General features: G+C 46.5%; 19 protein-coding genes and 1 pseudogene. 12 read left to right on the top strand and 8 right to left on the bottom strand.

The features are described 5' to 3' along the window. Positions 1–100: 100 nt before the first annotated feature. From NWE73_RS10935 to NWE73_RS10945, 3 genes are all read left to right on the top strand, one after another. Positions 101–1,453, top strand: a complete 1,353-nt coding sequence (locus tag NWE73_RS10935) for a DEAD/DEAH box helicase (protein ID WP_277578360.1) — start codon at positions 101–103, stop codon at positions 1,451–1,453. A 5-nt stretch (positions 1,454–1,458) separates the two neighbouring features. After that, on the top strand, positions 1,459–2,910 hold the full coding sequence (gene hflX, locus NWE73_RS10940) for a GTPase HflX (RefSeq protein ID WP_407652954.1): 1,452 nt from the start codon (positions 1,459–1,461) through the stop codon (positions 2,908–2,910). A gap of 62 nt (positions 2,911–2,972) precedes the next feature. Beyond that, positions 2,973–3,971, top strand: coding sequence for an esterase/lipase family protein (locus tag NWE73_RS10945; protein WP_277578362.1), 999 nt, complete (start codon positions 2,973–2,975; stop codon positions 3,969–3,971). Positions 3,972–3,985: 14 nt separating this feature from the next. On the opposite strand, the gene NWE73_RS10950 is transcribed toward NWE73_RS10945, so the two are convergent. Beyond that, complete coding sequence (locus NWE73_RS10950) at positions 3,986–4,252, bottom strand: hypothetical protein (RefSeq protein WP_277578363.1); 267 nt, start codon at positions 4,250–4,252, stop codon at positions 3,986–3,988. 198 nt (positions 4,253–4,450) lie between these two features. Between NWE73_RS10950 and NWE73_RS10955 the strand changes: the two genes are divergently transcribed. Continuing rightward, positions 4,451–5,482 carry a gamma-glutamyl-gamma-aminobutyrate hydrolase family protein gene (locus tag NWE73_RS10955; RefSeq protein ID WP_277578364.1) on the top strand — a complete coding sequence of 344 codons (1,032 nt, stop codon included), beginning with the start codon at positions 4,451–4,453 and terminating at the stop codon, positions 5,480–5,482. A 10-nt stretch (positions 5,483–5,492) separates the two neighbouring features. On the opposite strand, the gene NWE73_RS10960 is transcribed toward NWE73_RS10955, so the two are convergent. Next, positions 5,493–6,713: a TCR/Tet family MFS transporter gene (locus tag NWE73_RS10960; RefSeq protein ID WP_277578365.1), complete on the bottom strand. Its 1,221-nt coding sequence runs from the start codon at positions 6,711–6,713 to the stop codon at positions 5,493–5,495. 114 nt (positions 6,714–6,827) lie between these two features. Between NWE73_RS10960 and trhA the strand changes: the two genes are divergently transcribed. Both trhA and NWE73_RS10970 read left to right on the top strand, forming a co-directional pair. After that, positions 6,828–7,445, top strand: coding sequence for a PAQR family membrane homeostasis protein TrhA (gene trhA / locus NWE73_RS10965; protein ID WP_407652955.1), 618 nt, complete (start codon positions 6,828–6,830; stop codon positions 7,443–7,445). Positions 7,446–7,590: 145 nt separating this feature from the next. After that, complete coding sequence (locus tag NWE73_RS10970) at positions 7,591–8,190, top strand: NUDIX hydrolase (protein ID WP_277578367.1); 600 nt, start codon at positions 7,591–7,593, stop codon at positions 8,188–8,190. A 468-nt stretch (positions 8,191–8,658) separates the two neighbouring features. Here the strand turns inward: NWE73_RS10970 and NWE73_RS10975 are convergent, their stop codons facing one another. After that, the gene (locus NWE73_RS10975) at positions 8,659–9,624 is read right to left on the bottom strand and encodes a hypothetical protein (RefSeq protein WP_277578368.1); all 966 of its coding nucleotides are present in this window, start codon (positions 9,622–9,624) and stop codon (positions 8,659–8,661) included. Positions 9,625–9,784: 160 nt separating this feature from the next. Next, positions 9,785–10,627: an NAD(P)H-hydrate dehydratase gene (locus NWE73_RS10980; protein WP_277578369.1), complete on the bottom strand. Its 843-nt coding sequence runs from the start codon at positions 10,625–10,627 to the stop codon at positions 9,785–9,787. 52 nt (positions 10,628–10,679) lie between these two features. Between NWE73_RS10980 and map the strand changes: the two genes are divergently transcribed. Both map and NWE73_RS10990 read left to right on the top strand, forming a co-directional pair. Continuing rightward, positions 10,680–11,438, top strand: a complete 759-nt coding sequence (gene map, locus NWE73_RS10985) for a type I methionyl aminopeptidase (RefSeq protein WP_277578370.1) — start codon at positions 10,680–10,682, stop codon at positions 11,436–11,438. A 121-nt stretch (positions 11,439–11,559) separates the two neighbouring features. After that, on the top strand, positions 11,560–11,961 hold the full coding sequence (locus tag NWE73_RS10990) for a hypothetical protein (protein ID WP_277578371.1): 402 nt from the start codon (positions 11,560–11,562) through the stop codon (positions 11,959–11,961). A gap of 84 nt (positions 11,962–12,045) precedes the next feature. Here the strand turns inward: NWE73_RS10990 and NWE73_RS10995 are convergent, their stop codons facing one another. Genes NWE73_RS10995 through NWE73_RS11005 form a run of 3 tightly spaced genes read right to left on the bottom strand, consistent with a single transcriptional unit; the run spans position 12,046 to position 15,821 of the window. Continuing rightward, positions 12,046–13,614 (bottom strand): DHA2 family efflux MFS transporter permease subunit, encoded by a 1,569-nt coding sequence (locus NWE73_RS10995; protein WP_277578372.1) that lies wholly within the window; start codon positions 13,612–13,614, stop codon positions 12,046–12,048. A 46-nt stretch (positions 13,615–13,660) separates the two neighbouring features. Beyond that, a complete protein-coding gene (locus NWE73_RS11000) occupies positions 13,661–14,521 on the bottom strand; it encodes an HlyD family secretion protein (RefSeq protein ID WP_277578373.1) in 861 nt (286 codons plus the stop codon). Between the two features lie 4 nt (positions 14,522–14,525). Continuing rightward, positions 14,526–15,821 carry a TolC family protein gene (locus NWE73_RS11005; RefSeq protein WP_277578374.1) on the bottom strand — a complete coding sequence of 432 codons (1,296 nt, stop codon included), beginning with the start codon at positions 15,819–15,821 and terminating at the stop codon, positions 14,526–14,528. Positions 15,822–15,979: 158 nt separating this feature from the next. Here NWE73_RS11005 and NWE73_RS11010 point away from each other — a divergent pair, with 158 nt between their 5' ends. The 4 genes from NWE73_RS11010 to nrdD all read left to right on the top strand — a co-directional run bounded on the left by NWE73_RS11010 (position 15,980) and on the right by nrdD (position 19,702). Beyond that, entirely contained in the window at positions 15,980–16,489 is a 510-nt protein-coding gene (locus tag NWE73_RS11010; RefSeq protein ID WP_277578375.1) for a MarR family winged helix-turn-helix transcriptional regulator, read from the top strand. A 104-nt stretch (positions 16,490–16,593) separates the two neighbouring features. Next, positions 16,594–17,232, top strand: a complete 639-nt coding sequence (locus NWE73_RS11015) for a Crp/Fnr family transcriptional regulator (RefSeq protein WP_277578376.1) — start codon at positions 16,594–16,596, stop codon at positions 17,230–17,232. Positions 17,233–17,333: 101 nt separating this feature from the next. After that, positions 17,334–17,801 (top strand): anaerobic ribonucleoside-triphosphate reductase activating protein, encoded by a 468-nt coding sequence (nrdG, locus tag NWE73_RS11020; protein WP_277578377.1) that lies wholly within the window; start codon positions 17,334–17,336, stop codon positions 17,799–17,801. After that, complete coding sequence (gene nrdD, locus NWE73_RS11025) at positions 17,798–19,702, top strand: anaerobic ribonucleoside-triphosphate reductase (RefSeq protein ID WP_277578378.1); 1,905 nt, start codon at positions 17,798–17,800, stop codon at positions 19,700–19,702. Before nrdG ends, nrdD begins: the two co-directional genes overlap by 4 nt. Here the strand turns inward: nrdD and NWE73_RS11030 are convergent. After that, positions 19,641–20,756: pseudogene (locus NWE73_RS11030) on the bottom strand (NnrS family protein); the annotation flags it as partial. The gene nrdD and the pseudogene NWE73_RS11030 sit on opposite strands and share 62 nt — an antisense overlap. Positions 20,757–20,814 lie beyond the last annotated feature (58 nt).

The following is a 20,814-nucleotide window of genomic DNA, read 5'->3' on the forward strand; positions in this document are numbered from 1 at the left end:
CTCATCTGCGATTCGTTGAGGCAATTTACCCTGTATTTTTAGACATTTGCGGCATAAAAACTTGCCCTCCGGACCGGGCGGCTGTAGGTTCCACGGACTTATGCATTCACAAAAATTTTCCGATCTTCCCCTTATCGAGCCATTACAAAAAGCTGTAGCAGAATCCGGGTACACCACACCGACTCCGATTCAGATCCAATCCATCCCTCACCTTCTTGAAGGCCGCGACCTTTTGGGTTGTGCGCAAACTGGGACTGGAAAGACTGCTGCTTTTGCACTGCCTATTCTTCAAAACCTTTACAAAAATCATCGCCGTCCGGAGCCAAAGCATCCTCGCGCTTTGATTCTTTCTCCAACTCGCGAATTGACGATTCAAATTTACGACAGCTTTAAGACCTATGGAAAACACCTTCGTCTTAAGTACTCTGTCGTTTTTGGTGGCGTCAGCCAAGGTCCACAAACCAAAGAGCTTGCCGCGGGTGTGGATGTTCTTATCGCAACTCCGGGTCGTTTGTTGGATTTGATCAATCAAAAGTACGTCAGCCTGAACAAACTTGAGATTTTCGTTTTGGATGAAGCCGATCGCATGTTGGACATGGGCTTCCTTCCAGACATTCGCAAAGTTGTGAATATGCTACCAAAGCAACGTCAGAACTTGTTCTTCTCTGCGACGATGCCGAAAGACATCCAAAAGCTGGCGGACTCTCTTTTAACGGATCCTGTAAAAGTGGAAGTGACACCCGTTGCTTCGACGGCAGAGATGATTGAACAGTCTGTGATGTTCGTAGACCGCAGTAAAAAACGTGATTTGCTTCGCGATCTTTTGAAAGATAAATCTTTCGAACGCGTGATTGTATTCACCCGCACAAAACACGGGGCCAACCGAGTTGTTGAAGGCTTGGTAAAAACCGGTGTTCCCGCGGAAGCCATTCACGGCAATAAGTCTCAAAATGCCCGTCAAAGAGCCTTGGAAAACCTTCGTGAAGGACGCATTCGCGTGCTTGTCGCAACTGACATTGCAGCACGTGGTATCGACATCGACAACATCACTCATGTTATCAATTTCGAACTTCCCCATGAGACTGAAAGTTACGTGCATCGTATCGGCCGTACCGCTCGTGCTGGCGCCCAAGGTATTGCGATCTCTTTCTGTGACGCTGAAGAAAAATCTTTCCTTCGCGATATTGAAAAACTGATCGGCAAACAAATTCCACTCATTAAAACTCACCCACATCACTCTGAAGAAGTGGATAAGGCTTCGCTGGTATCCAAAGGCAAAGCGAAGGCGATTATTGAAGGGCGCGGCGAACGTGATCACAAAGGCGGAGGCGGACTTAAAAAACGCCGTCGTCTGAATCCTCGCAAGAAACCACCGACGTTTGAAAAAGCAGCAAAAGGTGGTGGTGCGAAACCCGCTCCTCACAACTCTGGTAAAAACGCAGGTAAAAGATAATGAACATGCATTCGACTGAAACTAAAATCCAAAAGGCCGTTCTGGTGGGAATTCAACTTCCTCGCACCTCCGATCAAGAACGTGAAAGCTCACTTGATGAACTTTCACGCCTGGTGACTACTTTGGGGTTTGAAGTCATCGGTCGAACTTCCCAACGTCGTTCATCGACCAAGGGTGCAACAGTCCTGGGTGATGGTAAACTCTTGGAGCTTGCCAAATGGACGGGCGGAACCGGCGTGATCGGTCCCATGATCGTCAAAAAGAAGCACAAGGCCTCTTTAAGACTGGATTGGAAAAAAGGTGGCAATGACGAAGAAGAGGAAGGTTCTACCGAGTCTTCTTTGCCAGACTTCCTGGAAGAGGAAGAGTTTGTCTTTGAACCTGAGGACTCTGTCGAGGAAGAAAACCCTCTGGAGCGCGCAGACGTCGTTATTTTTGACTGTGATCTTTCACCATCCCAATTGCGCAATGTTGAAAGTGCCACCGGCGCCTCTGTTTTGGATCGCACAGGTGTGATCATCGAAATTTTCAGCCGTCATGCGCGCACTCGTGCCGCTCGTCTGCAAGTTGAGATTGCACGCTTAACTTACGTTGCTCCTCGCATGCGCGAAACCGGAGCTTCTGACGATCGCCAAGGTGGTGGTGGTAAAGGGGCCGGTGAAACCAGCATTGAATTGGATCGCCGTAAGATTCGCGACCGTATTAAAGAATTAAAAAATGAACTTGAAGCCATTGGCCAAGAGCACCTGACTCGCCGATCACGTCGTGATCAAGAGCTTTGCGTCGCTCTTGTTGGCTACACCAATGCTGGTAAGTCCTCGTTGATGCGTGCCATGACTGGCAGCGAAGTTTTGGTTGCTGATAAGCTGTTTGCAACATTGGACACCACGGTTCGCGCTATTCAGCCCGAAACACAGCCAAAAATTTTGCTTTCTGATACTGTCGGCTTCATCAAAAAACTTCCCCATGACCTCGTGGCTTCTTTTAAATCGACCCTGGATGAAGCTCTCAATGCTTCGTTGCTCCTGTATGTCGTGGACGCGGCGGACCCTTCATTCCGTTCACAGCTTGAAGTAACCAAAACGACTTTGGCTGAAGTGGGAGTTAAAGATACTCCGACTATGCTAATTTTGAATAAGCGTGACCGTCTCACAGAGGAAGAGTCCGAAGCTTTGCGCCAGGAATTCCCTGAAGCAATCCAGCTTTCCACTCGCGATCCTCAGGATATTCATGATTTGCGCGAACGAATGATTAAATTCTTCGAACAATCCATGGTTGAAGAAGACGTTATGGTTCCTTATTCCATCCAAGGAATCATCGGTGATCTTCGCGCTCGCGTAAAAGTTTTGGCAGAAGAATACGACGGGTCTGGTGTTAAAATCCGTGCACGCGGAAGTGCTGAAGATTTCGCTAGAATTCGCAGCAAAATCAAGCAGGCGATTTACGACAAAGAATGAAAATGCCGTAATGAGAAACCGGTAACTGGACGCTCAGTTTCTGTTCTAAGAAACTGCGTCCAATGAAAAACGCAACCAGCTTTCCATTAACGGCTTTAGTCTCCACTCTGGGATTTGTTCTCGCTCCCCCAGTTCACGCAAAAAACATCAAAGAGATCAGTCGCAGCGCGGAACGCCGACTTTTAGGTCCTCACTATGAGGGTCGCCTCGTCCCTGTCGAAACAGATTTGTCACAGGGATCCAAGGAGTTGGCTGATGCAGAACCCCTCATCTTCGTTCACGGGATGTCAGGCTCTGCACAAAACTTTGCACAACTTGTTCCGGCTGTTTCGAAATTTTCGCAATATCAACTTTTCTATTTTGCCTATGACGATCTTCATCGATCGCTCAAGAGGTCCGCTCTGGAACTCGCGGTTTCATTGCGCCAGCTGCGCGCCCCCCGTATCACCGTAATTGCTCATAGCATGGGAGGCTTGGTCACCCGGGAAGCGCTAAATTTGCTGGCCCAGACACATCCTGCAGAACTTCTTCCCGAAATCCATGTCATCGCCATCGATTCACCTTGGCACGGTGGCAGCTCTAAGAACTGCGATCTGAAAGGTTCGCGGATCGATAATTTCATCGAACTCTTTTTACCAGCGGCCGTGGCCGACATGAGAACTTGTTCTGATTTTCTAAAGAATCTTTATGCCACAAAACTTCCTGGGAAACTTTCGACAACTTTATTCTTTGCGGAAGAAGGCGATCAAGCCTGGGATTATTCGGAAGGTCCTATCAAAGGTCTTCCACAAAAAATTGCGGATTATATTTCAACCGGTAAAGCGGTGACTGGAACTTTGGCGGAACTCTATTTCTGGGACGCCTTACGTTCGTCATCTCAGTATTCCTATTTTGAAGTGAGTTTGCACACCTTGCAGAAAGAAACGCCTCTCTCGGCTGCCTTGGTGACCAAGGAACTGCAAACTTACTTTCCACGCCTTCCTGGGGATCACACCAGTGTCTTAGCATCTCACCCAAAAAGAAAAATGGATCTGCCCAAATACCTGGAGCAGATCCTATAGAGGCTGATTTAGGACTATTCTCCCGTGGTGACCAAGCGGACCGAGATATCACTTGTGCGAGTGGTATCTGCCTTCTGCATTTTCACCCAAGAACCATGGTAAGACTGAGCCACCTCACTGTTCGGAATTTGCTCTAAAACTTTTTGATGCAGGGACTTCTCGTCCATGGAAGCCCTCTCAATCAAGCCGTTTAAGTTACCTACTGCCGCCATTGTCACCGACGACACCAGGACAATTAATAAAGCCGACATCACTGCGATTTGTACTCTGAAGAAGCGCATCCTTGCCCTCCCTTTTCCATAAGACACCCTTGGAATTGTTTCGGTTAACTTGCTGGACCAAAGTTTGTTTCTAAATTTAGACAGCCACTGCCAAAAACAGTCTCTGTTTCATATTGAGACGCTCTTTAGTTCTTCATCTGCAAGCAATGCTTTCTGAGCCCCCTGGCAAAGGCACTTATCTTGAATATCTGATTTATCGTGAACAGATTCATCGTGGTCGCCCTATTCTTAATGCAATTGATAGCTTCAGTGAGCTTCGCTGAAGACTTGCGACTTTTTGAATGGTCTCCCGGAAACACTCTGGCTCCGCTGATCCTGCCTGTTCGAGCTACTGAAACCCCGGAACAAGCCGCGCAAAGATATCTGAATGGTCTTTCCAAGAATTCTGATTTGATGGAGCTTTTTCAAGGTCAACTTCCTGACATTTCACTGCAGGGATTTAAACCCTTAAGCGATGAGACCCGTGAGTCGCGAGCTTTGATGATCGCCAACCTCCCCAAGGACTACACTCGCAATTCACAGCGTGTCAGTAACTTTAAGACGATCTTTCAAAAAGGCGGTCAAAAGTCTTTCATTCTGCCTATCAATGCAAATTTGGGTTTGAGCTTAAATGAAACACGGGATCTATTTAGAATGATCGCCGAGCACTTCCCCTTGCTGGTCGCCATGGGCGGCGACGATGTGACTCCTGATCTTTATAAGAAAGAAAACATTCACTCTCGCAATACTATTCCAGCACGCGATAATTTCGAGGTGCAACTGATCAAGTCTTATGTTGCGCAAGAAAAAGGATTTCTGCTGGGAGTTTGCCGAGGTTCGCAGCTTTCGTCGGTTGCGCTGGGTTATTCATTGATTCAAGATGTTCCCACTCAAGTCGGCGACAAAGTGGCTCATGGAAATGACTGGCATGACATCGAAGTGGTGAAGACAAAGAATAATCTCTTGGGAAGTCTGTTGACAGAACATTCCCCAGGAGGTTCTGCCAAACTTTACGTCAATTCTCTCCATCATCAATCGGTCATCTTTAAGGAAGGTGGACCTTTGGAGATCGCGGCCCGAGCCCATGACGGCGTCACCGAAGCGACGGAGTTCAAAAATGGGCGCGGCTTACTTTTACAATTTCATCCCGAGCTGATGAACAATTTGCTGGGTCAGAAAATTCTTTGGAACGTATTGCAACAGAAGAACCGCGTGATGCCGGGACGATGCGCTAAAATATTTAGCTTATAAAATTCCCATCCTAAAGCTTCGCACCTTTTCTTTTCGCGACAAACATCAACAACAAACTCATCAGACATAAGAACGACGCAAAGATATAGGGCATGCCCGGGTAAATAAATGAACTGCCGGGCACAGTGAATCGCGCAAAAATATCGGTGTAACACAAAGGCCCTATGATCGCAGTCAAACTGGCAATTGAGATCAAGCTTCCTTGCAACTCCCCTTGTTCCTGCGGAGGCGTATTTTTAGAAATCAGGGATTGCAGTGCAGGACCTGCAATACTGGAAAGCGCATTCAAAGGCAAAATTGCATACATCATCCAGGCCTGATTGGCGGCACCGAAAAGAAAATACGAAAGAACATTCACCCAGGCGCCGAACTTCAAAGACTTCACCTCACCCCATTTAGGGATCACAATTCGGGTCAAGTATCCTTGACCGATTGCAATCATGACACCGACTGCTGACAAAGACAGCCCCACTTGAAAAGGTGTCCAGTTGAATTTGTACTGGGTGTACAATGTCCAGATGCTTGGATGCGACTGCCCAGCCAGATACAGCAACATATAAACCCAAACCAAAATGCCGATCGCAGAAGGTTTTAAAATTTTCAGCAAAGAATGAAAGGGATTCAACTTTCCCAGCAAAATCTTGCGACGATGATTCTCAGGCAGGGATTCTGGCAGAATAAAGTATCCAAACGCAAAGTTCAGAAGATTCAAAACCGCCGCAGCGATAAATGGGGCTTGATAGCTATATTGCCCCAACAATCCACCTAATCCTGGGCCAATGATAAAACCCAAACCAAAGGCAGCACCAATCATACCGAAGTTGGCGGAACGATTGGAATCATCAGAAATATCTGCCATGTAAGAGCTGGCAACCGTCATACTGGCTCCGGTCAAACCAGAAATAACTCTTCCGACAAACATAATTCCCATGGTGGGAGCCAGTGCCATCAAAATATAATCTAAACCGGCTCCCAGCAAAGACACCAACAAGACAGGACGTCGCCCATAACGATCCGACAATGAACCCAAAATCGGCGACGCTAAAAATTGCATTAATGCATACACAGAAATGAAATAACCAAAGTAGTGATTCACAAAAGAAGGATCATGACCAAATCGACGAATAACTTCTGGAAAGACTGGCACTAATAATCCAATCCCCAAAGCATCTAAAAAAATGGTCGCAAAAATAAATCGTACGCTGGCTGCTTTGTTAAAACTTTTTGTCATAATTCGAACCCCTAAAACGAATTCAAGTGTAGACCAGCTAGTGTAGAAAAACTATGAGGCTTTGCTCTGTTTCCAAAAAAACCTGTGCTAACCTTCCGACAGTGGGAGGCGCCTATCTATCACGGTGAACGATTCAACAGTATCAGTCACTTGATCGGAGCCGTTCTGGCTTTGATCGGCGCCTCTGTCCTGGTCACCCTGGCGACTTTGCAGGGAGATTCCTGGAAAATCATTAGTGTGAGTGTTTACGGCGGAATGCTGGTTTTGCTTTATACGATCTCGACCCTTTATCACAGCCTGCGTGGACCTGTGAAAAAAATCTTCCAAAAGCTCGATCATATTTCGATCTATCTTTTGATTGCAGGAACATACACTCCATTTACTTTGATCACCTTACGAGGTCCCTGGGGTTGGTGGCTTTTCGGAATCAACTGGTCTCTGGCAGCAATTGGTATTCTCTATGAACTGACTTTATCCCATCGCACACGCACCCCGTCTTTAATCATTTATCTCGTGATGGGCTGGCTGATCGTCGTCGCATTGAAACCACTGACTTCGCTTCTTCCTGTTCACGGTGTTTTCTGGTTAATTCTAGGTGGATTGTTTTATACTTCTGGAGTTGGGTTCTTTCTTTATGATGAAAAAGTCCGCCACTTTCATGGCATCTGGCATTTATTTGTGCTGGGTGGAAGTATCTCACAGTATTTTTGCATTTTATTTTATCTGATTTAGCAAATTGCCGCGTGGTGAGCTGCAATCAAAGCTCTGAGACAGTATCCCGTCGTTCTTGTCACTAAGACCTAAAGAAGCTGCCATCAGATCAATGTCTTGTGGCAGCCTCTTTTCTAAATACCTCCGCTCATGATATCCTTGCTTCATGAGCCGTGAAATCTCTCTCGCCATTAGTTCCCAAAAGCCTGTGGATCTTTCGAAAGATCTGGAGAAGTACGCCTGTGTCGCGATCATCCTGCGCGGCCCCGTGGACAATCTTGAGATCGGCTTCATACAAAGAGCGGCCAATGACAGTGATCGCTGGGCCGGTCAAATTGCCTTTCCCGGCGGAAAAAAAGAAGACTCTGACTTCAGCGATCTAGGCGCAGCCTTGCGGGAAACTTTCGAAGAGATCGGTATTGATCTCCTCCCTGAAGAACTGATGGGTCGCCTGAATGATATTCAAGCACGCAAGCACGGAACGACTTTAGAGTTCTTTATTCGTCCTTTTGTGTTTTATACCGAGCGAGAGTTTACGATTAAATTGGATCCCGCGGAGGTCGCTGACTTTTTCTGGATTTCATTGAATGAGCTTTTAAATCCCCAGCGTCACATAAATTACGAATTGAAACGTGGAGAGGTTCATGTCGAGCTTCCGGCGATTTCTCTGGATCGCGATCCTCCACTTTGGGGACTCACCTACATGATGGCGCAAAACCTATTAGATGTACTGAAACAGCAGCAACTTTTAGAAGCGCAGACTTAACAAATGATCGCTCAAATAACGGGCAGAAATCCCCTCGGGCGTTTCAAGAAGTGACGTTTGAATCTTCCATTGTCACAGTCGGAGACAGTCGATGAGGAGCGAAGAGATTCCGGTATCTCTGGCCTTCAAATAAATCAGATATTTTCAATTTTTTGCGATTTAGCCCTCAACTATCCAAAGGTCCAGCCGATAAGTTTGCTACCTATTAAGAAGGAGGCCTTGAATGGCTAAAAATGTAGTACGTCACGAATACATCTGGAACAAGGAGATTCGTGAATTGTTAACTCGGATTGAGACGGGTCCGCCTTAACTACATTCCAATAATTTTTTGGTGTTTAAAATAAAAAAACCAGAGCGAATAGGCGCCCTGGTTTTTTGCTTTTGGTACGGACTTTCTTTTGGTAGAGAAAGCGCGGTACGGCAGTAACGCGATTGCGCTACCAAAAGTAAGTCCGTACCTTTTCTTTGCTATAGAATCGAGAAAGTCGTCGAGAAGTTGATTGTTGTAGAATCCATCTCTGCACTTTTCGGATAGAAGTTCAAATAAGGTGCGAAATAGATGTCACGAGTGAATGCGTAACCCATGCCCAAACGTTGGCTCAAAGTTCTGTTCCACAATACAGAATGATCTTCCGTACCACGTGGATTGATGAAGTTAATTGCCAAAGAAGTGTAAGCATTCAAACGGTCAGAGAAGTTGTATTTAACCTGTGGGAAGAATGACAAGTTGTAACGACCTGACTTCATCTCTTTTGATTTGCTTGCGTCCGGTTGTCTCTCATAAAGGTAGTAGCTCAATGAAGTATCTACGCCCACGCCCAAACCAGAAGCTCCGATATTGTAGATCATCGAATTGTCATAGTTAAGACCCGCATACTCACCAATGGCGCGGTATTCAGGATTTGTTACGAAAGTAACGCCGACAGAGTTGCGCATTTGCATTTCATAAACGCGCGCATTGCGATCGTAAGTGATGAAGGGATTTTTAACGTCGTAACGTTTCACACCTTGCACGGGAGTCAGGGCACTGGCACCTGTACCGAAGCCGATCGCACTTTTTGTGTCGATACGGTATCTGGCGCTGATCGAACCACCCAAAGCCGTTTCAAAAGTTCCTACTGAACCATCCGGATTGGGTTGCATTGTGTTGTTAAGATCTCCCACTGGAGGTCCGTTGTAGCTCAAGTTGAATTTCAAAGAGTAACGAGACAAAGACCCTGAGTCTGCTTTCAATTTTGAATCCGTGATGTCTTTATCGTCTTCAAATTTTTTGTTCGACAAAACATCGCCGATTTTTACAGTTGAAGTTTGTGCTGCAGAAGCACCTTCAGAAGCTGTTTGAGTTGATGAGGGAACCGAAAGAGTTGTCGTGGAAGTCTGCGCGTGGGCAGAAACCGACAAACCAAGCAGGGCACAAAGTACGAAGCTTTTCATGAATTCTCCTGAGCTCTTGAAGTGTTTTAAGGACCTCAAGTTTCTAACTGCTTCGTAACAAAAAGGAAAGTCAGGCTTAGGTTAATCCCTATATTCTGCTCCTAGAAGGGCCTATTCTTGCCCCAATAGGCACAGTGCGATGAAAAAAATACAGCCAAATTCAACCTTTGCGGACCCTATGAATCACCTCCGGCAGGATCTCTATGACATCCGATGCCATGAGGGACAGAGAATCCCTCCCCTTTGCCACCCAAAGATCGGCACAGGCGCCGTGCAGATAGGCTCCTAAAAGGGCGGCTCTTGCGGGTCTCAAACCTTGTGCGCGCAAGGCCGTGATCATCCCCGCCAAGACATCCCCGGTTCCCGCTTTCGCCAAAGCTGAGTTGCCCGAAAGAATTTTATAAGTGCGCGCGGATCTTCTGATCAAAGTGCCATGACCTTTCAACAAAACAACACATTGGAATTTCTCTTGAGCCAACTTCACAAAGTGCTCGCGATCTTGATCGATGTCTTCACTGGTCACTTTCAAACAACGAGCAAGCTCCCCGGTATGAGGAGTCACAATCCAAGTGCGTGGCAGAGGAAAAAGATTTTCTTGGGCACAGACGGTCAGCGCATCCGCATCTAGAATCACTTTTTCAAATTGAAGTTCTTTAAGTCGCCGAATCACTGAAGCCGTGAACTCATTCACTCCAAAGCCAGGACCAACAAGAATGGCATCAAACTTCAGTTCTTCCCAACGCTTGTCGTTGAGATCGCAGAGCAAAAAATCCGGATTTTCCAAAGAAGAGACGGCGATGTTAGGCTGAGCTAATATCACATAGCCACTGCCCATGCGTAAGGCGGCTCTGGCCGCAAGAACACCTGCTCCTGGATAATTATGACTGCCAGCAAGTAAAAGACTGCGTCCACGGCGGGCTTTGTTATCCCTCGTTGAGACTGCAGGCAGCAATCGCCCTGCTGATTTTCTTCCGAAATTAACAACTGAATCACTTTTTTTCATCCCGCTCAGTCTATGCCTTGGATCTATATGGGTAAAGTTGTATAAGTGAAGCATGATCGTTAAAACTCAGGCTGACATTGAAGGGCTCCAAAAAATTGGCAAAATTGTCGCCAACTGTCTTCACTATATGTTGGGAAAAGCCGAACCTGGAATGACCACTAAAGAGTTGGATGATTTGGGCGGCGCTTATTTAGAATTGCATGGAGCTCGCTCGGGACCCAAATTGGCCTACGACTTTCCTGGCTTCAATTGCATCAGCCTCAATCAGGAAGCCGCTCACGGCGTGCCATCCGACAAGAAAATCATCCAAAAGGGCGATATGCTCAATATCGATGTCTCTGCGGAGCTCAATGGCTACTACGCCGACAATGGCGGCTCGATGGTGATTCCGCCTGGAACTGAAAAAGATTTTCTACTGCTTGAAGCCACCAAAATGGCATTGGACATGGCGATTAAAGACGTCAAAGCTGGAATGCCCATCAATCGCATTGGCTACAACGTCGAGCAAGTTGCCGACAAATATGGTTTTAGCATCATTGAGAATTTGGGCAGTCACGGTGTCGGAAAAAGTCTGCATGAAGAGCCAAAATTCATTGCCGGATTTTATGATAAGCGTGACAAACGAGTTCTCAAAGAAGGCCATGTCATTACTATCGAGCCTTTCTTATCAACAGGCGCATTCGGAGTGGACGAGGAAGCCGATGGATGGACTCTGGTGACAGGTCCCGAACATCGTTCAGCGCAATTCGAACACACCATGATCGTTTTGAAAGATCGTGCGCTGATTGTCACGATCCCTGACTTAAAGTAGCCACAGCCCTTTGTTACGGAAGTAAAACGAACAAATCCTTCTAGACACAGCGCCTAAACACTAGGACCCCTCCCAAAAAGATGAAAGGCTTTACCTGTTCATTTTTAAAAAGGGGAACTTTATGAAACTTATTTTTGCTCTTGTTGCGACTTTGATCGCTTTCTCTGCTCAAGCTAACGATCGTAAAATTGGCAACGTGATTGCAGTTGAAAGACAAATCACCAACCTTTACGAAAACTGCCTCAGCAATATCTCGACGGATGTATCGAAAGAACAAACCTTCTTCTATTGCAACATCAGCTATTTGAAATCTCCGCTTGAAATGCCGGTAACCAAAGGTGGCGTGATTCGCTTCAACGACCAAAGATGCCGTGTGGATGCTGAAGCTGGCAACGGTGTTCTCATCCTTTCATTCGGAAGAGCAAAAGGATCCGTGTCTGACTTTGCAACTGCGAAAACTTGCTTGCAACGCGCGCTTCAGAACTCAAATTCAGTAAGCGTTCTTGTTTACACGATGGAGTAAAGCTGCACAGCAGTTTTATTGCTCTGAAAATAAAAAAGGGAAGCTGTTCTAGCTTCCCTTTTTTTATTTCTTAAACGCTTTGTCTTAGTGCGAGTCTACGATCTTCGTTGTTTTCTCTTTGAACTTCAGCAAGTACAAAGGAACGAAAGCAAACACCATCACAATCATAATGATAAACATGATTTCTCTAAAACTCAGAACGAAAACCTGCGCCTGCACACGCCCATAAATACTGCGAATCGCGATCTGCGCTTTAGAAGCCATCCCGACACTGGTCGAAAGCTTTTGACCACTCATCGCCTGGTTATAGGCAGACCAAGTGTTGTGATCAAGCAGAGTCACGTTGTTGGTCATGTCAGCGTAATGCTGCTTTCCGGTTTTGGTCATCATCGTACCAATGAAGGCAATCCCAATACTTCCGCCAATTTGACGGAATAGATTGAGCATCCCAGATACCTGCCCCATGGTGATCCCCGAGAACTGCGACAAAATCGAAGAGTTGATCGGAACAAACAAGAAGGCCATTGCAAATCCGCGGATGTACAGAGCGTGCAACACCTGTTCTTTTGACGACTGCGGCGTCAGTAGAGTCATCGCATACAAAGTTCCTAACACACCGATGAAACCGATCGAGATCAGAAGCTTTGGATTCACGCCTTTGCCCAAGGCCTTACCGACAAATGGCATCACCATCGCGGTGATGATCGATCCGGGAATAAAGAGCATCCCTGTTTGAGTGGCATCGTAGTGGAAAGTCTGCGCGACAAAAACCGGAAGTGCGAAGACCAGACCGTAAAGGAAAAATCCAAGCATCCCCTGCAAAGCCGCGCCGTTTGCCACGATTCCATTCTTGAACAGTCTCACGTTCATAATAGGATCTTTGACTTTCGTTTCCCACCAAACAAACAGTGGCAGACAGACAACCGTCAAGAATGCACAGAATGAAATCACTTTAGAGTCGAACCAGTCATTCGATTCCCCACGCTCGAGCATGTACTGCAACGAACCAATACCCAAGACCAGCAAGACCAAACCCCACGTGTCGAAGCCTTTTTTGTTTTCTTTGCTGCCAGTTGCAAACGCAGGATTTTCAATACAAGCCATACCGATCAGAATCGCGATGATTCCCATTGGTAAGTTGACGTTGAAAATGGATCTCCAGCCGAAGTTATCTGTCAGCCAGCCACCCAATGTCGGCCCTAATGTCGGCCCGATCATCACAGACATACCGAAGATCGCTCCGGCAGTGCCCGCTTTTTCTTTCGGGAATTGCTCGTAAATCAAAGTTTGCGAAGTCGGCAGAAGAGCTCCACCCGCCAAGCCTTGGAGGATCCGGAAGAAAATCAATGTGTAAAGATTGGGAGCAAAACCACAGGCAACAGAGGTGAGTGTGAACAAGCCGATACAGCCCAAAAAGTATCTACGTCGACCAATGCGCTCCCCCGCCCACGCGGACACGGGAAGAATGATGGCATTGGCAATCGCGTAACCGGTGATGACCATACTGATATCTTCCAGCGTGGCCCCTAAGTTACCCATCATGGTCGGCAAGGCTACGTTGACGATGGAGCTGTCGATAATCTCGAGCAGCGAAGCCATCACAGCAACCAGCACTATCAATTTGGATTTCGTATTCATAAAGTCAGCTTTCATGGGAAGGCCTTAGCCTCCCCTTGTCTGAGTGAACTCTTGCCTAGCGCTAGTGAACTCTAACGGTCACGTTCGCAGACAAGCCCGCCTGCAATTTTTCAATATCTGCCGGAGTTAGATTCAAAAGCTTGATTCTGACAGGAACGCGTTGAACCACTTTCGTAAAGTTGCCCGTCGCATTGTCTGGAGGAAGCAAAGAAAACACGGCGCCGGTGCTTGGGCTCATGCTTTCCACTTCACCGTGGAAATCAGAACCTGGAAGCGCATCCACTTCAATTTTTACCGGTTTGCCTTTGGCGATATTCGTGATCTCGGTCTCTTTAAAGTTCGCTGTCACCCAACGAAGTGAAGAGTCGACGAAGCCGAACAAAGGCTGGCCCACCGGAATCACCATTCCCGGCTCTACGGCTTTACGTGCGATGCGACCATCGGAAGGCGCTTTGATCTCGGTATAGCTGGCATTCAGTTGCGCTTGTGCCACCTGGGCCTGAATCGCCACCACACGTTTGTTCAACTCACGGTAAGTTGCTTCTGCTGTGTCATATTGCTGGCGAGATACCACGCTTTTTTTGAAAAGCTCATTCATACGGCGATAGTTCGTTTCAGCATCGCGGAATTTTACTTTCGCTGACTCCAGCTCAGCTTCGATCTGGCGAAGGGAGTTGTTGTAGTCCTTGCTGTCGATACGTGCCAGAACCTGCCCCTCTTTTACGGAATCATTTTCTTGCACAAGAACTTCCATCACAATTCCTGAGACTTTTGAGGAAAGCATCAAAGTGTGAGCCTGGATTTGCGCATTATCGGTGGAGACATGAGACCATTCGTACCAACCGAAGACAGCAATCACGATCGCACCTAGAATACCACCTGCGGTCATGACCTGTTTGCGTTTGCCTTTGAGTTTTTCCATAAAATTACAATTCCTTCCCTATAGCTAATTCCAAATTCACCAAAGCTTCTGCCGCATTCACCTGAGCGTTCACGACGCCGGCGCGGGCTCTGAACAAATCCAACTCGGCATCCAAAACTTCAGAACTTGTGCGCGTTCCCGCTTTAAATGATTGAGTGGCCAAACGAACACTTTCTTGAGCTTTCTCTACATCCACCAACTTTGCCTGATACAAAGAGGCCGAATAAAGATAACGACGCTTCCAGAAATCAAAGTCATAATTGCTTTTCAGACGAGCCTGGCGAGTGGTCTCAACCGCTTGCACCTGACGTGCATCCGCCTGTGCCGATCGTGCGGAAGAACCAAAACCATCGAAGGCATTCCAAGTCATCGCAAGACCCACTTGATAAGCATTGTTATAGTCCTGATCATCAATGCCTTTACTGATGTTGTTGTAGTAGTCCGCCTGACCAAATAATGAGAATTTTGGCAGCCAGTGTTTGTACGCTGCCAAGTGAGCTTTGTGTGCACTGAGCTCACGGTCTTGAGTTGCCAAGTAATCCAGACGCTCAATTGTTGTAGGCTTTTGCAAGCCAGAAACTTTTTTCGCACTTGGAACCGGCAAATCACCGGTCACAGTTTGACCTTCATCCTCAACACCCAAGTTGTTCAATAGGTTTTGTCTGGCCAAAATAGTGTTGTCTTCAGAGTTCAACTTTTCAGACTGCGCTTCATTCAACTGAACTTCCACACGCAGGACATCGAAATTTGTGCCGGCACCGCTCTGACGGAAAGCTTTGGCCCGATCGAGATGTTCTTGCAAAGTCTTGACGTTTTGATTCGCCACTTTTTCAAGCTCAACAGCCGAAAGCGCCTTATAGAATTGCATCTTTGTCTGCTGTCTTACTTGAAAACGCGCCCAGTCCGCTTCTTTCTGAGTGGCATCGGCCACCAAAGAGTTCGCTCTGTAGCTATCGTAATTTGCCAAAAAATCAAAAAACATCCAATCAGCACGGGCTGACCAGATCGTATAAGGCTGGATCAATAAAATGGTCGTCGGAGGTCCCCCAATTGTGACCTGCTGGCGCATGAATTTTTCATCAAGAAGATGTGAGCCAATAACATTCAGTTTTGGAAGAAAGACCGAAAAGGATTCAACCTTTTTCCATTTAGCTTCGTCTTTTACGGCGTCAGCCTTGCGAACTTGGGGGGAACTTTCCTCGGCAACTTTCAGGGAGTCGGAGAGCGACAACTCTGCAGAACCCGCAGCTTGAACGAAAACGCAAACTGCTGAGAGGATCAATACTTTTACGCTTTTCATGGAATCACCAAATTTTCTTGATTTTTGTTAGGACGCTAACTAATATAGTTAGGTATCTAATTATTGTCAATCTTCGACTTCACATTTGTCCATTTTCAAGATGCGCGGATAATTTATCCGAACCAAATGTAAAATCGAACTCGGAATTGGAGCCCTCTATGGCTAAATTGTTTCTAACTACTTTGCCCTCCCAAGAAGATATCCAAGCCTCGAGCTGCTCACTTTATCCCGATGCAGATCCGGCGTCACTTTACACAAATCTACTGTTTCGTAAGGCTGCCACTGACGTTGAAATTCATTACGACAACTACTTTGCAAAGTACGATCTGTCCCCAGGCCGCTTTACCCTACTTCTTCTGCTTAAGAAGAAACCTGAAGGCATGATGCCGTCGGAACTCGCACAAAAGGTGGGGGTCACCCAAGCGACGATTTCTGGTCTGATTAACAGCCTCGAGAAAGCACAACTTGTTGCAAGGGAGACTCATGAAAAAGACGGCCGAGCTTTTGTCATTAAGCTCACTTCCCAAGGTCAGGGTCTTTTGGACAAGATCGCACCGGATTGGTACCCACGAGTCATGAAATTCTGGAGTGTGTTTAATGAAGAGGAAAAAAATCTTCTGAATGGCATGCTTGATAAAATGATTCAGAACATTCACTTATTGAAATAATTTTGAGATCTCGAAGTCTCCACCCCCATGGGGTATCTACCTAAGTCAGTATCAAGGATTGCACAGACTCCGAGCCCAGCTTAAAATAGAGCTCGGAGTGTGCCATGCAAAAGCGACATATAGATAACTGTCCGATCTGTTCCACTCAAGAAGAGGCCGTGACTGAACAAATACTCTCGGTCATTCAAAAAAAGAGCTACGCAAAAAACGCCGTGATCTTCGAACCAGAAGAGAACACTCATGGACTTTTTTTGGTTATCAAAGGCAGCGTAAAAATCTCCAAGATCTCCGCGAATGGAAAAGAAATTGTTCTCGGCTTACTTGGGCCGGGAAAAACATTCGGCGAAAGCAGTTTGCTGGGACAGGATAGACAAGAGGATTCAGCGACAGCCTCAGAAGCCACGGATTTGCTCTACATTCCGAAAGGAAGTTTTCAGACAATTATTCAACAAAACCCTCAGCTCTATCAATCTGTGGTCGCCTCACTGGTCAGATGGATGTCCAACCTCAATCAGATCATTGAAAACATCAACACGCCTTCTGCGCGAGACCGTGTTTGGAGCTATCTCTGTCGATTAAAAAACGACCAGCCTCATCCGCTCATCCAGCTCGATGGAAAAAAGCATGAAGTTGCTTTGATGCTTGGCTTGCGTCCTGAAACCTTCTCGAGAATTTTATCGGACTTGGAAGCTGAAGGAAAAATTAAGATGAACCACCGGCAGATTCAATTTCTTGAGTCCTAAAGTCACGCCCCCACTAGATGTGGTGATGCAAATCATGATTCCATACGATTCCTAGTGATTAAATAAAAGCCCTCTCTATTCTTGAAGCATGAGAGGGCACCATGAACATCTACAAGTACGACATCGTTTATCAGGAAGTTCCCCATCATATTTCTTTGGCGCTTTATGTTTGCGGCTGTCCTTTACAATGCCCCGGTTGTCACTCCCCCGAACTCTGGACTGAAAAAACAGGAACCCCTCTAACCAGGGAGGGGCTCTTATCTTTGCTCAACAAATATTGTGACCGCATCAGCTGCGTGCTCTTTCTCGGTGGTGAATGGCACGAGCAGGAACTCGTCAGTCTACTGCAAGTAGCGCGAGAACAAAGTCTTCTCACTGCGCTTTATACGGGATTGGACGTCGTTTCCCCCGAGTTGGAAAAGCATCTGGATTTCTTGAAGACGGGCCCCTGGCGCCGCGAGCTCGGCGGCTTGGCATCCCCCAACACGAATCAAATCTTTCGAGACCTGCGCAATGGCCAGATTCTCAATCATCTATTTCAAACTAACAGCAAGGAGACATCTTTATGATAAGACTCAGCCCAGAACAAATTCAGAAAAAAATCGACTTCATCAATCACTATAAGGCTGCCGCCAATCCCGCGGAAGGCTCCAAATTGGATGCCAATGCCAACGTCACACATAAAAACGTGGCGACGCTGGAAGCAGAGATCAACAAAGACATCAACATCCAAATTAATCGTGCCTTGGTTGCCAATAAAATCAGTGCCCTTTTTGGTGCGGACTTGGCAAAAGAATATCACCGCCAAATTGAAGAGCATGAAATTTATGTTCATGACGAAACGTCCCTGAAGCCTTACTGTGCCTCCATCTCCATGTATCCGCTATTACTGGAAGGACTCAAAGGTTTGGGAGGAGAATCCAAAGCACCTCAACATCTGGAGAGTTTCTGTGGTTGTTTCGTGAATCTGGTTTTTGCGATCTCCTCTCAGTTTGCCGGGGCGGTCGCGACAGTGGAATGGATCATGTACTTCGACCACTTCGCGCGCAAAGACTACGGTGATGACTATCTCAAGACACACACCAAAGTAATCAACAATCATTTACAGCATGTGGTCTATGCTTTGAATCAACCTGCGGCAGCTCGAGGCTATCAGTCGGTATTCTGGAATATTTCTGCTTACGATGAATACTACTTCAACTCTTTGTTCGGCGACTTTGTCTTTCCTGATGGCCAACGCCCCGTCTGGAAAAGTGTTGAAAGTTTGCAGAATCATTTTATGTCCTGGTTCAATCAAGAGCGAAAAAATGCCATTTTGACTTTCCCCGTGGTGACAGCCGCCATGTTAGTCGATAAGCAGGGCCCCCGAGATAACGAGTTTGCCCAAATGTGCGCTCGTGAACTCAGTGAGGGCAACAGCTTCTTCATGTATATGAGTGAATCGGCAGACAGCCTGGCAAGCTGCTGCCGCCTGCGCAATGAAATCTCTGACAACACTTTCAGTTATTCGTTAGGGGCCGGAGGTGTTGCTACCGGATCGATCAATGTGATTACTATCAACATGAACCGACTTGAGCAAAAAGATATTAGTTTGTCGGAAACCGTTGAGAAAGTTCAAAAATATCAAGTCGCCTATCGCAGCTTGATGCAGGAGTATCTTGATGCCGGTCTGCTCGGCGCTTATAGCGCAGGGTTCATCTCTTTGGACAAGCAATTTCTGACTATTGGTATCAACGGCATGGTTGAGGCTGCGGAATTCGCAGGCTTGGAAATCAAGAACGAAGCTCCATACAAAAATTTTGTCCGTGAAAAACTTAAAGTTATCTTCGACGCCAACAAGAAGGCTCGTCAGGAATACGGTTTTATGTTCAACACCGAATTTGTTCCCGCCGAAAACTTGGGTGTCAAGAATGCCACTTGGGATCGTAAGGAAGGACTTTATGTTCCGCGCGATTGTTATAATTCTTACTTCTATGCCGTCGAGAGTGATCAACTCAATTCACTGGATAAAATGGATCTGCATGGGCAGGAGATGATGCAGTATTTGGATGGAGGCTCGGCCTTGCATTTAAATCTTGATGAGAAGCTGACCCAAGAAGGATTCATGAGGCTTATTCGTGCGGCGGCGATTTCTGGTTGCAACTATTGGTGTGTGAACATCAAGATCACCATTTGCAATAAGTGTGAACACATCGACAAAAGAACTCTACACCAATGTCAAAAATGCGGCAGCCCCGATGTCGATCATGCCACTCGCGTGATTGGTTATCTGAAGAGAATCTCCGCCTTCAGTTCTGCTCGGCAGAAAGAGGCGGCGAAACGCTTCTATCACCCTACGACTGTTTCGTCCGTACAATCTTTGGCAAAAACACCCAACCCCAAATCAACAGACCAAGAATCCATGTATAAGCCGCATAAAGCAGATGCGACTGATAGATTCCAGGAGCAAACCCTGCTGATAAACGCGTGAATCCGGCAAATAGAATCAAAAAAGCTCCAAGGCCCAAAGCCTTGGAGTTCTTCTCTATAACCATATCATGCCCACCATGAGATAGGCTGACGCGAACTGCGATCATAAAAGTCATGAGAGCTAAACCTGATATAAAAACCACGTGCAAAAGATGAATGCGATAGTTTTCTAAAAACACCAGCCCCCACTGCCCCAATAGCAACATCCAGGCAGAAGCCCACAAAAAATAAGGTTGAATGGCTTTTCTCTGAGGCACGCGGTGAATTTTCCAGAACAAAGCAAAAATCAAGGTGACCACGATCGCTCTAAGCAGGTTTCCTAACCAAGGCTGCACCCATACTTCAAGAATATAGCTCACCATGAAAGCCGCTGCCAAAAGCACAAACAACCTCAACTGAGATGACCGTTCTTTCTTTTCTGTTGGCAGCGGGGCCCATCCCAAAAGAGCGGGAATCAACCGACTTCCAACTCCTAATACTAAGTACAGAATATACACTTGCAAAAACAGCAACCGACCAAACTGATAGATATCGGAGGGAAGATTATAAAATTCCTGTAGCGACATCAGAGCACTGCCAATCAGTCCTGAAAGCAGTCCAAAGCCCACAAAGATAAATGAATCCGGTGGATTTGATTTCCGATTCTTGAAACGTCGAAACATAAAAGCAATCAGAAAAAGAAAAGTCGCATCGACTGCCAGAAAAAATATCAGTCGCTGCGGACTAAACAATGATAGAAAAAGAGCGCCAATCAGCGACCATGAAATTCTTTGCTCAAAGCCGGTTGGACCAAAACTGGAGGTAAACTTTGGCGCGGCAGTCATCAAAAAGCCACATACAAAGCATAAAAAGAAACCGCCCATCATAATTTCGGGATGACGAATCCCCGGATAAGACACCAGATTCCACGGAAAAAGAATCCACAGCATCACGCCCCAGATGCCCATAAGCCAACCCGCTGGAAAGAAGTATCTATAAGCATCTATTTGTTGTTGTCCTGATTTCATCGCGTACTCCTGTGATACATCCTGCCCTAGGGCGCCCCCCTTCAACATGACCGTGATCAATAAATGCTAAATAAATTGATCGGGATCATGTCGGAAAGGGAATTTT

Origin of the sequence: Bdellovibrio svalbardensis (assembly GCF_029531655.1) — a bacterium.
GTDB classification, from domain to species: Bacteria; Bdellovibrionota; Bdellovibrionia; order Bdellovibrionales; family Bdellovibrionaceae; genus Bdellovibrio; species Bdellovibrio svalbardensis.

Excerpts from the sequence above, each read along its gene's own strand:
- nrdG (WP_277578377.1), top strand. The coding sequence starts at position 17,334 with ATGAACATCTACAAGTACGACATCGTTTATCAGGAAGTTCCCCATCAT.
- NWE73_RS11010 (WP_277578375.1), top strand. The coding sequence starts at position 15,980 with ATGGCTAAATTGTTTCTAACTACTTTGCCCTCCCAAGAAGATATCCAA.
- NWE73_RS10935 (WP_277578360.1), top strand. The coding sequence starts at position 101 with ATGCATTCACAAAAATTTTCCGATCTTCCCCTTATCGAGCCATTACAA.
- hflX (WP_407652954.1), top strand. The coding sequence starts at position 1,459 with ATGCATTCGACTGAAACTAAAATCCAAAAGGCCGTTCTGGTGGGAATT.
- NWE73_RS10960 (WP_277578365.1), bottom strand. The coding sequence starts at position 6,713 with ATGACAAAAAGTTTTAACAAAGCAGCCAGCGTACGATTTATTTTTGCG.
- NWE73_RS11005 (WP_277578374.1), bottom strand. The coding sequence starts at position 15,821 with ATGAAAAGCGTAAAAGTATTGATCCTCTCAGCAGTTTGCGTTTTCGTT.
- map (WP_277578370.1), top strand. The coding sequence starts at position 10,680 with ATGATCGTTAAAACTCAGGCTGACATTGAAGGGCTCCAAAAAATTGGC.
- nrdD (WP_277578378.1), top strand. The coding sequence starts at position 17,798 with ATGATAAGACTCAGCCCAGAACAAATTCAGAAAAAAATCGACTTCATC.
- NWE73_RS11000 (WP_277578373.1), bottom strand. The coding sequence starts at position 14,521 with ATGGAAAAACTCAAAGGCAAACGCAAACAGGTCATGACCGCAGGTGGT.
- NWE73_RS10995 (WP_277578372.1), bottom strand. The coding sequence starts at position 13,614 with ATGAAAGCTGACTTTATGAATACGAAATCCAAATTGATAGTGCTGGTT.
- NWE73_RS10970 (WP_277578367.1), top strand. The coding sequence starts at position 7,591 with ATGAGCCGTGAAATCTCTCTCGCCATTAGTTCCCAAAAGCCTGTGGAT.
- NWE73_RS10980 (WP_277578369.1), bottom strand. The coding sequence starts at position 10,627 with ATGAAAAAAAGTGATTCAGTTGTTAATTTCGGAAGAAAATCAGCAGGG.
- NWE73_RS11015 (WP_277578376.1), top strand. The coding sequence starts at position 16,594 with ATGCAAAAGCGACATATAGATAACTGTCCGATCTGTTCCACTCAAGAA.
- NWE73_RS10990 (WP_277578371.1), top strand. The coding sequence starts at position 11,560 with ATGAAACTTATTTTTGCTCTTGTTGCGACTTTGATCGCTTTCTCTGCT.
- NWE73_RS10950 (WP_277578363.1), bottom strand. The coding sequence starts at position 4,252 with ATGCGCTTCTTCAGAGTACAAATCGCAGTGATGTCGGCTTTATTAATT.
- NWE73_RS10975 (WP_277578368.1), bottom strand. The coding sequence starts at position 9,624 with ATGAAAAGCTTCGTACTTTGTGCCCTGCTTGGTTTGTCGGTTTCTGCC.
- NWE73_RS10945 (WP_277578362.1), top strand. The coding sequence starts at position 2,973 with ATGAAAAACGCAACCAGCTTTCCATTAACGGCTTTAGTCTCCACTCTG.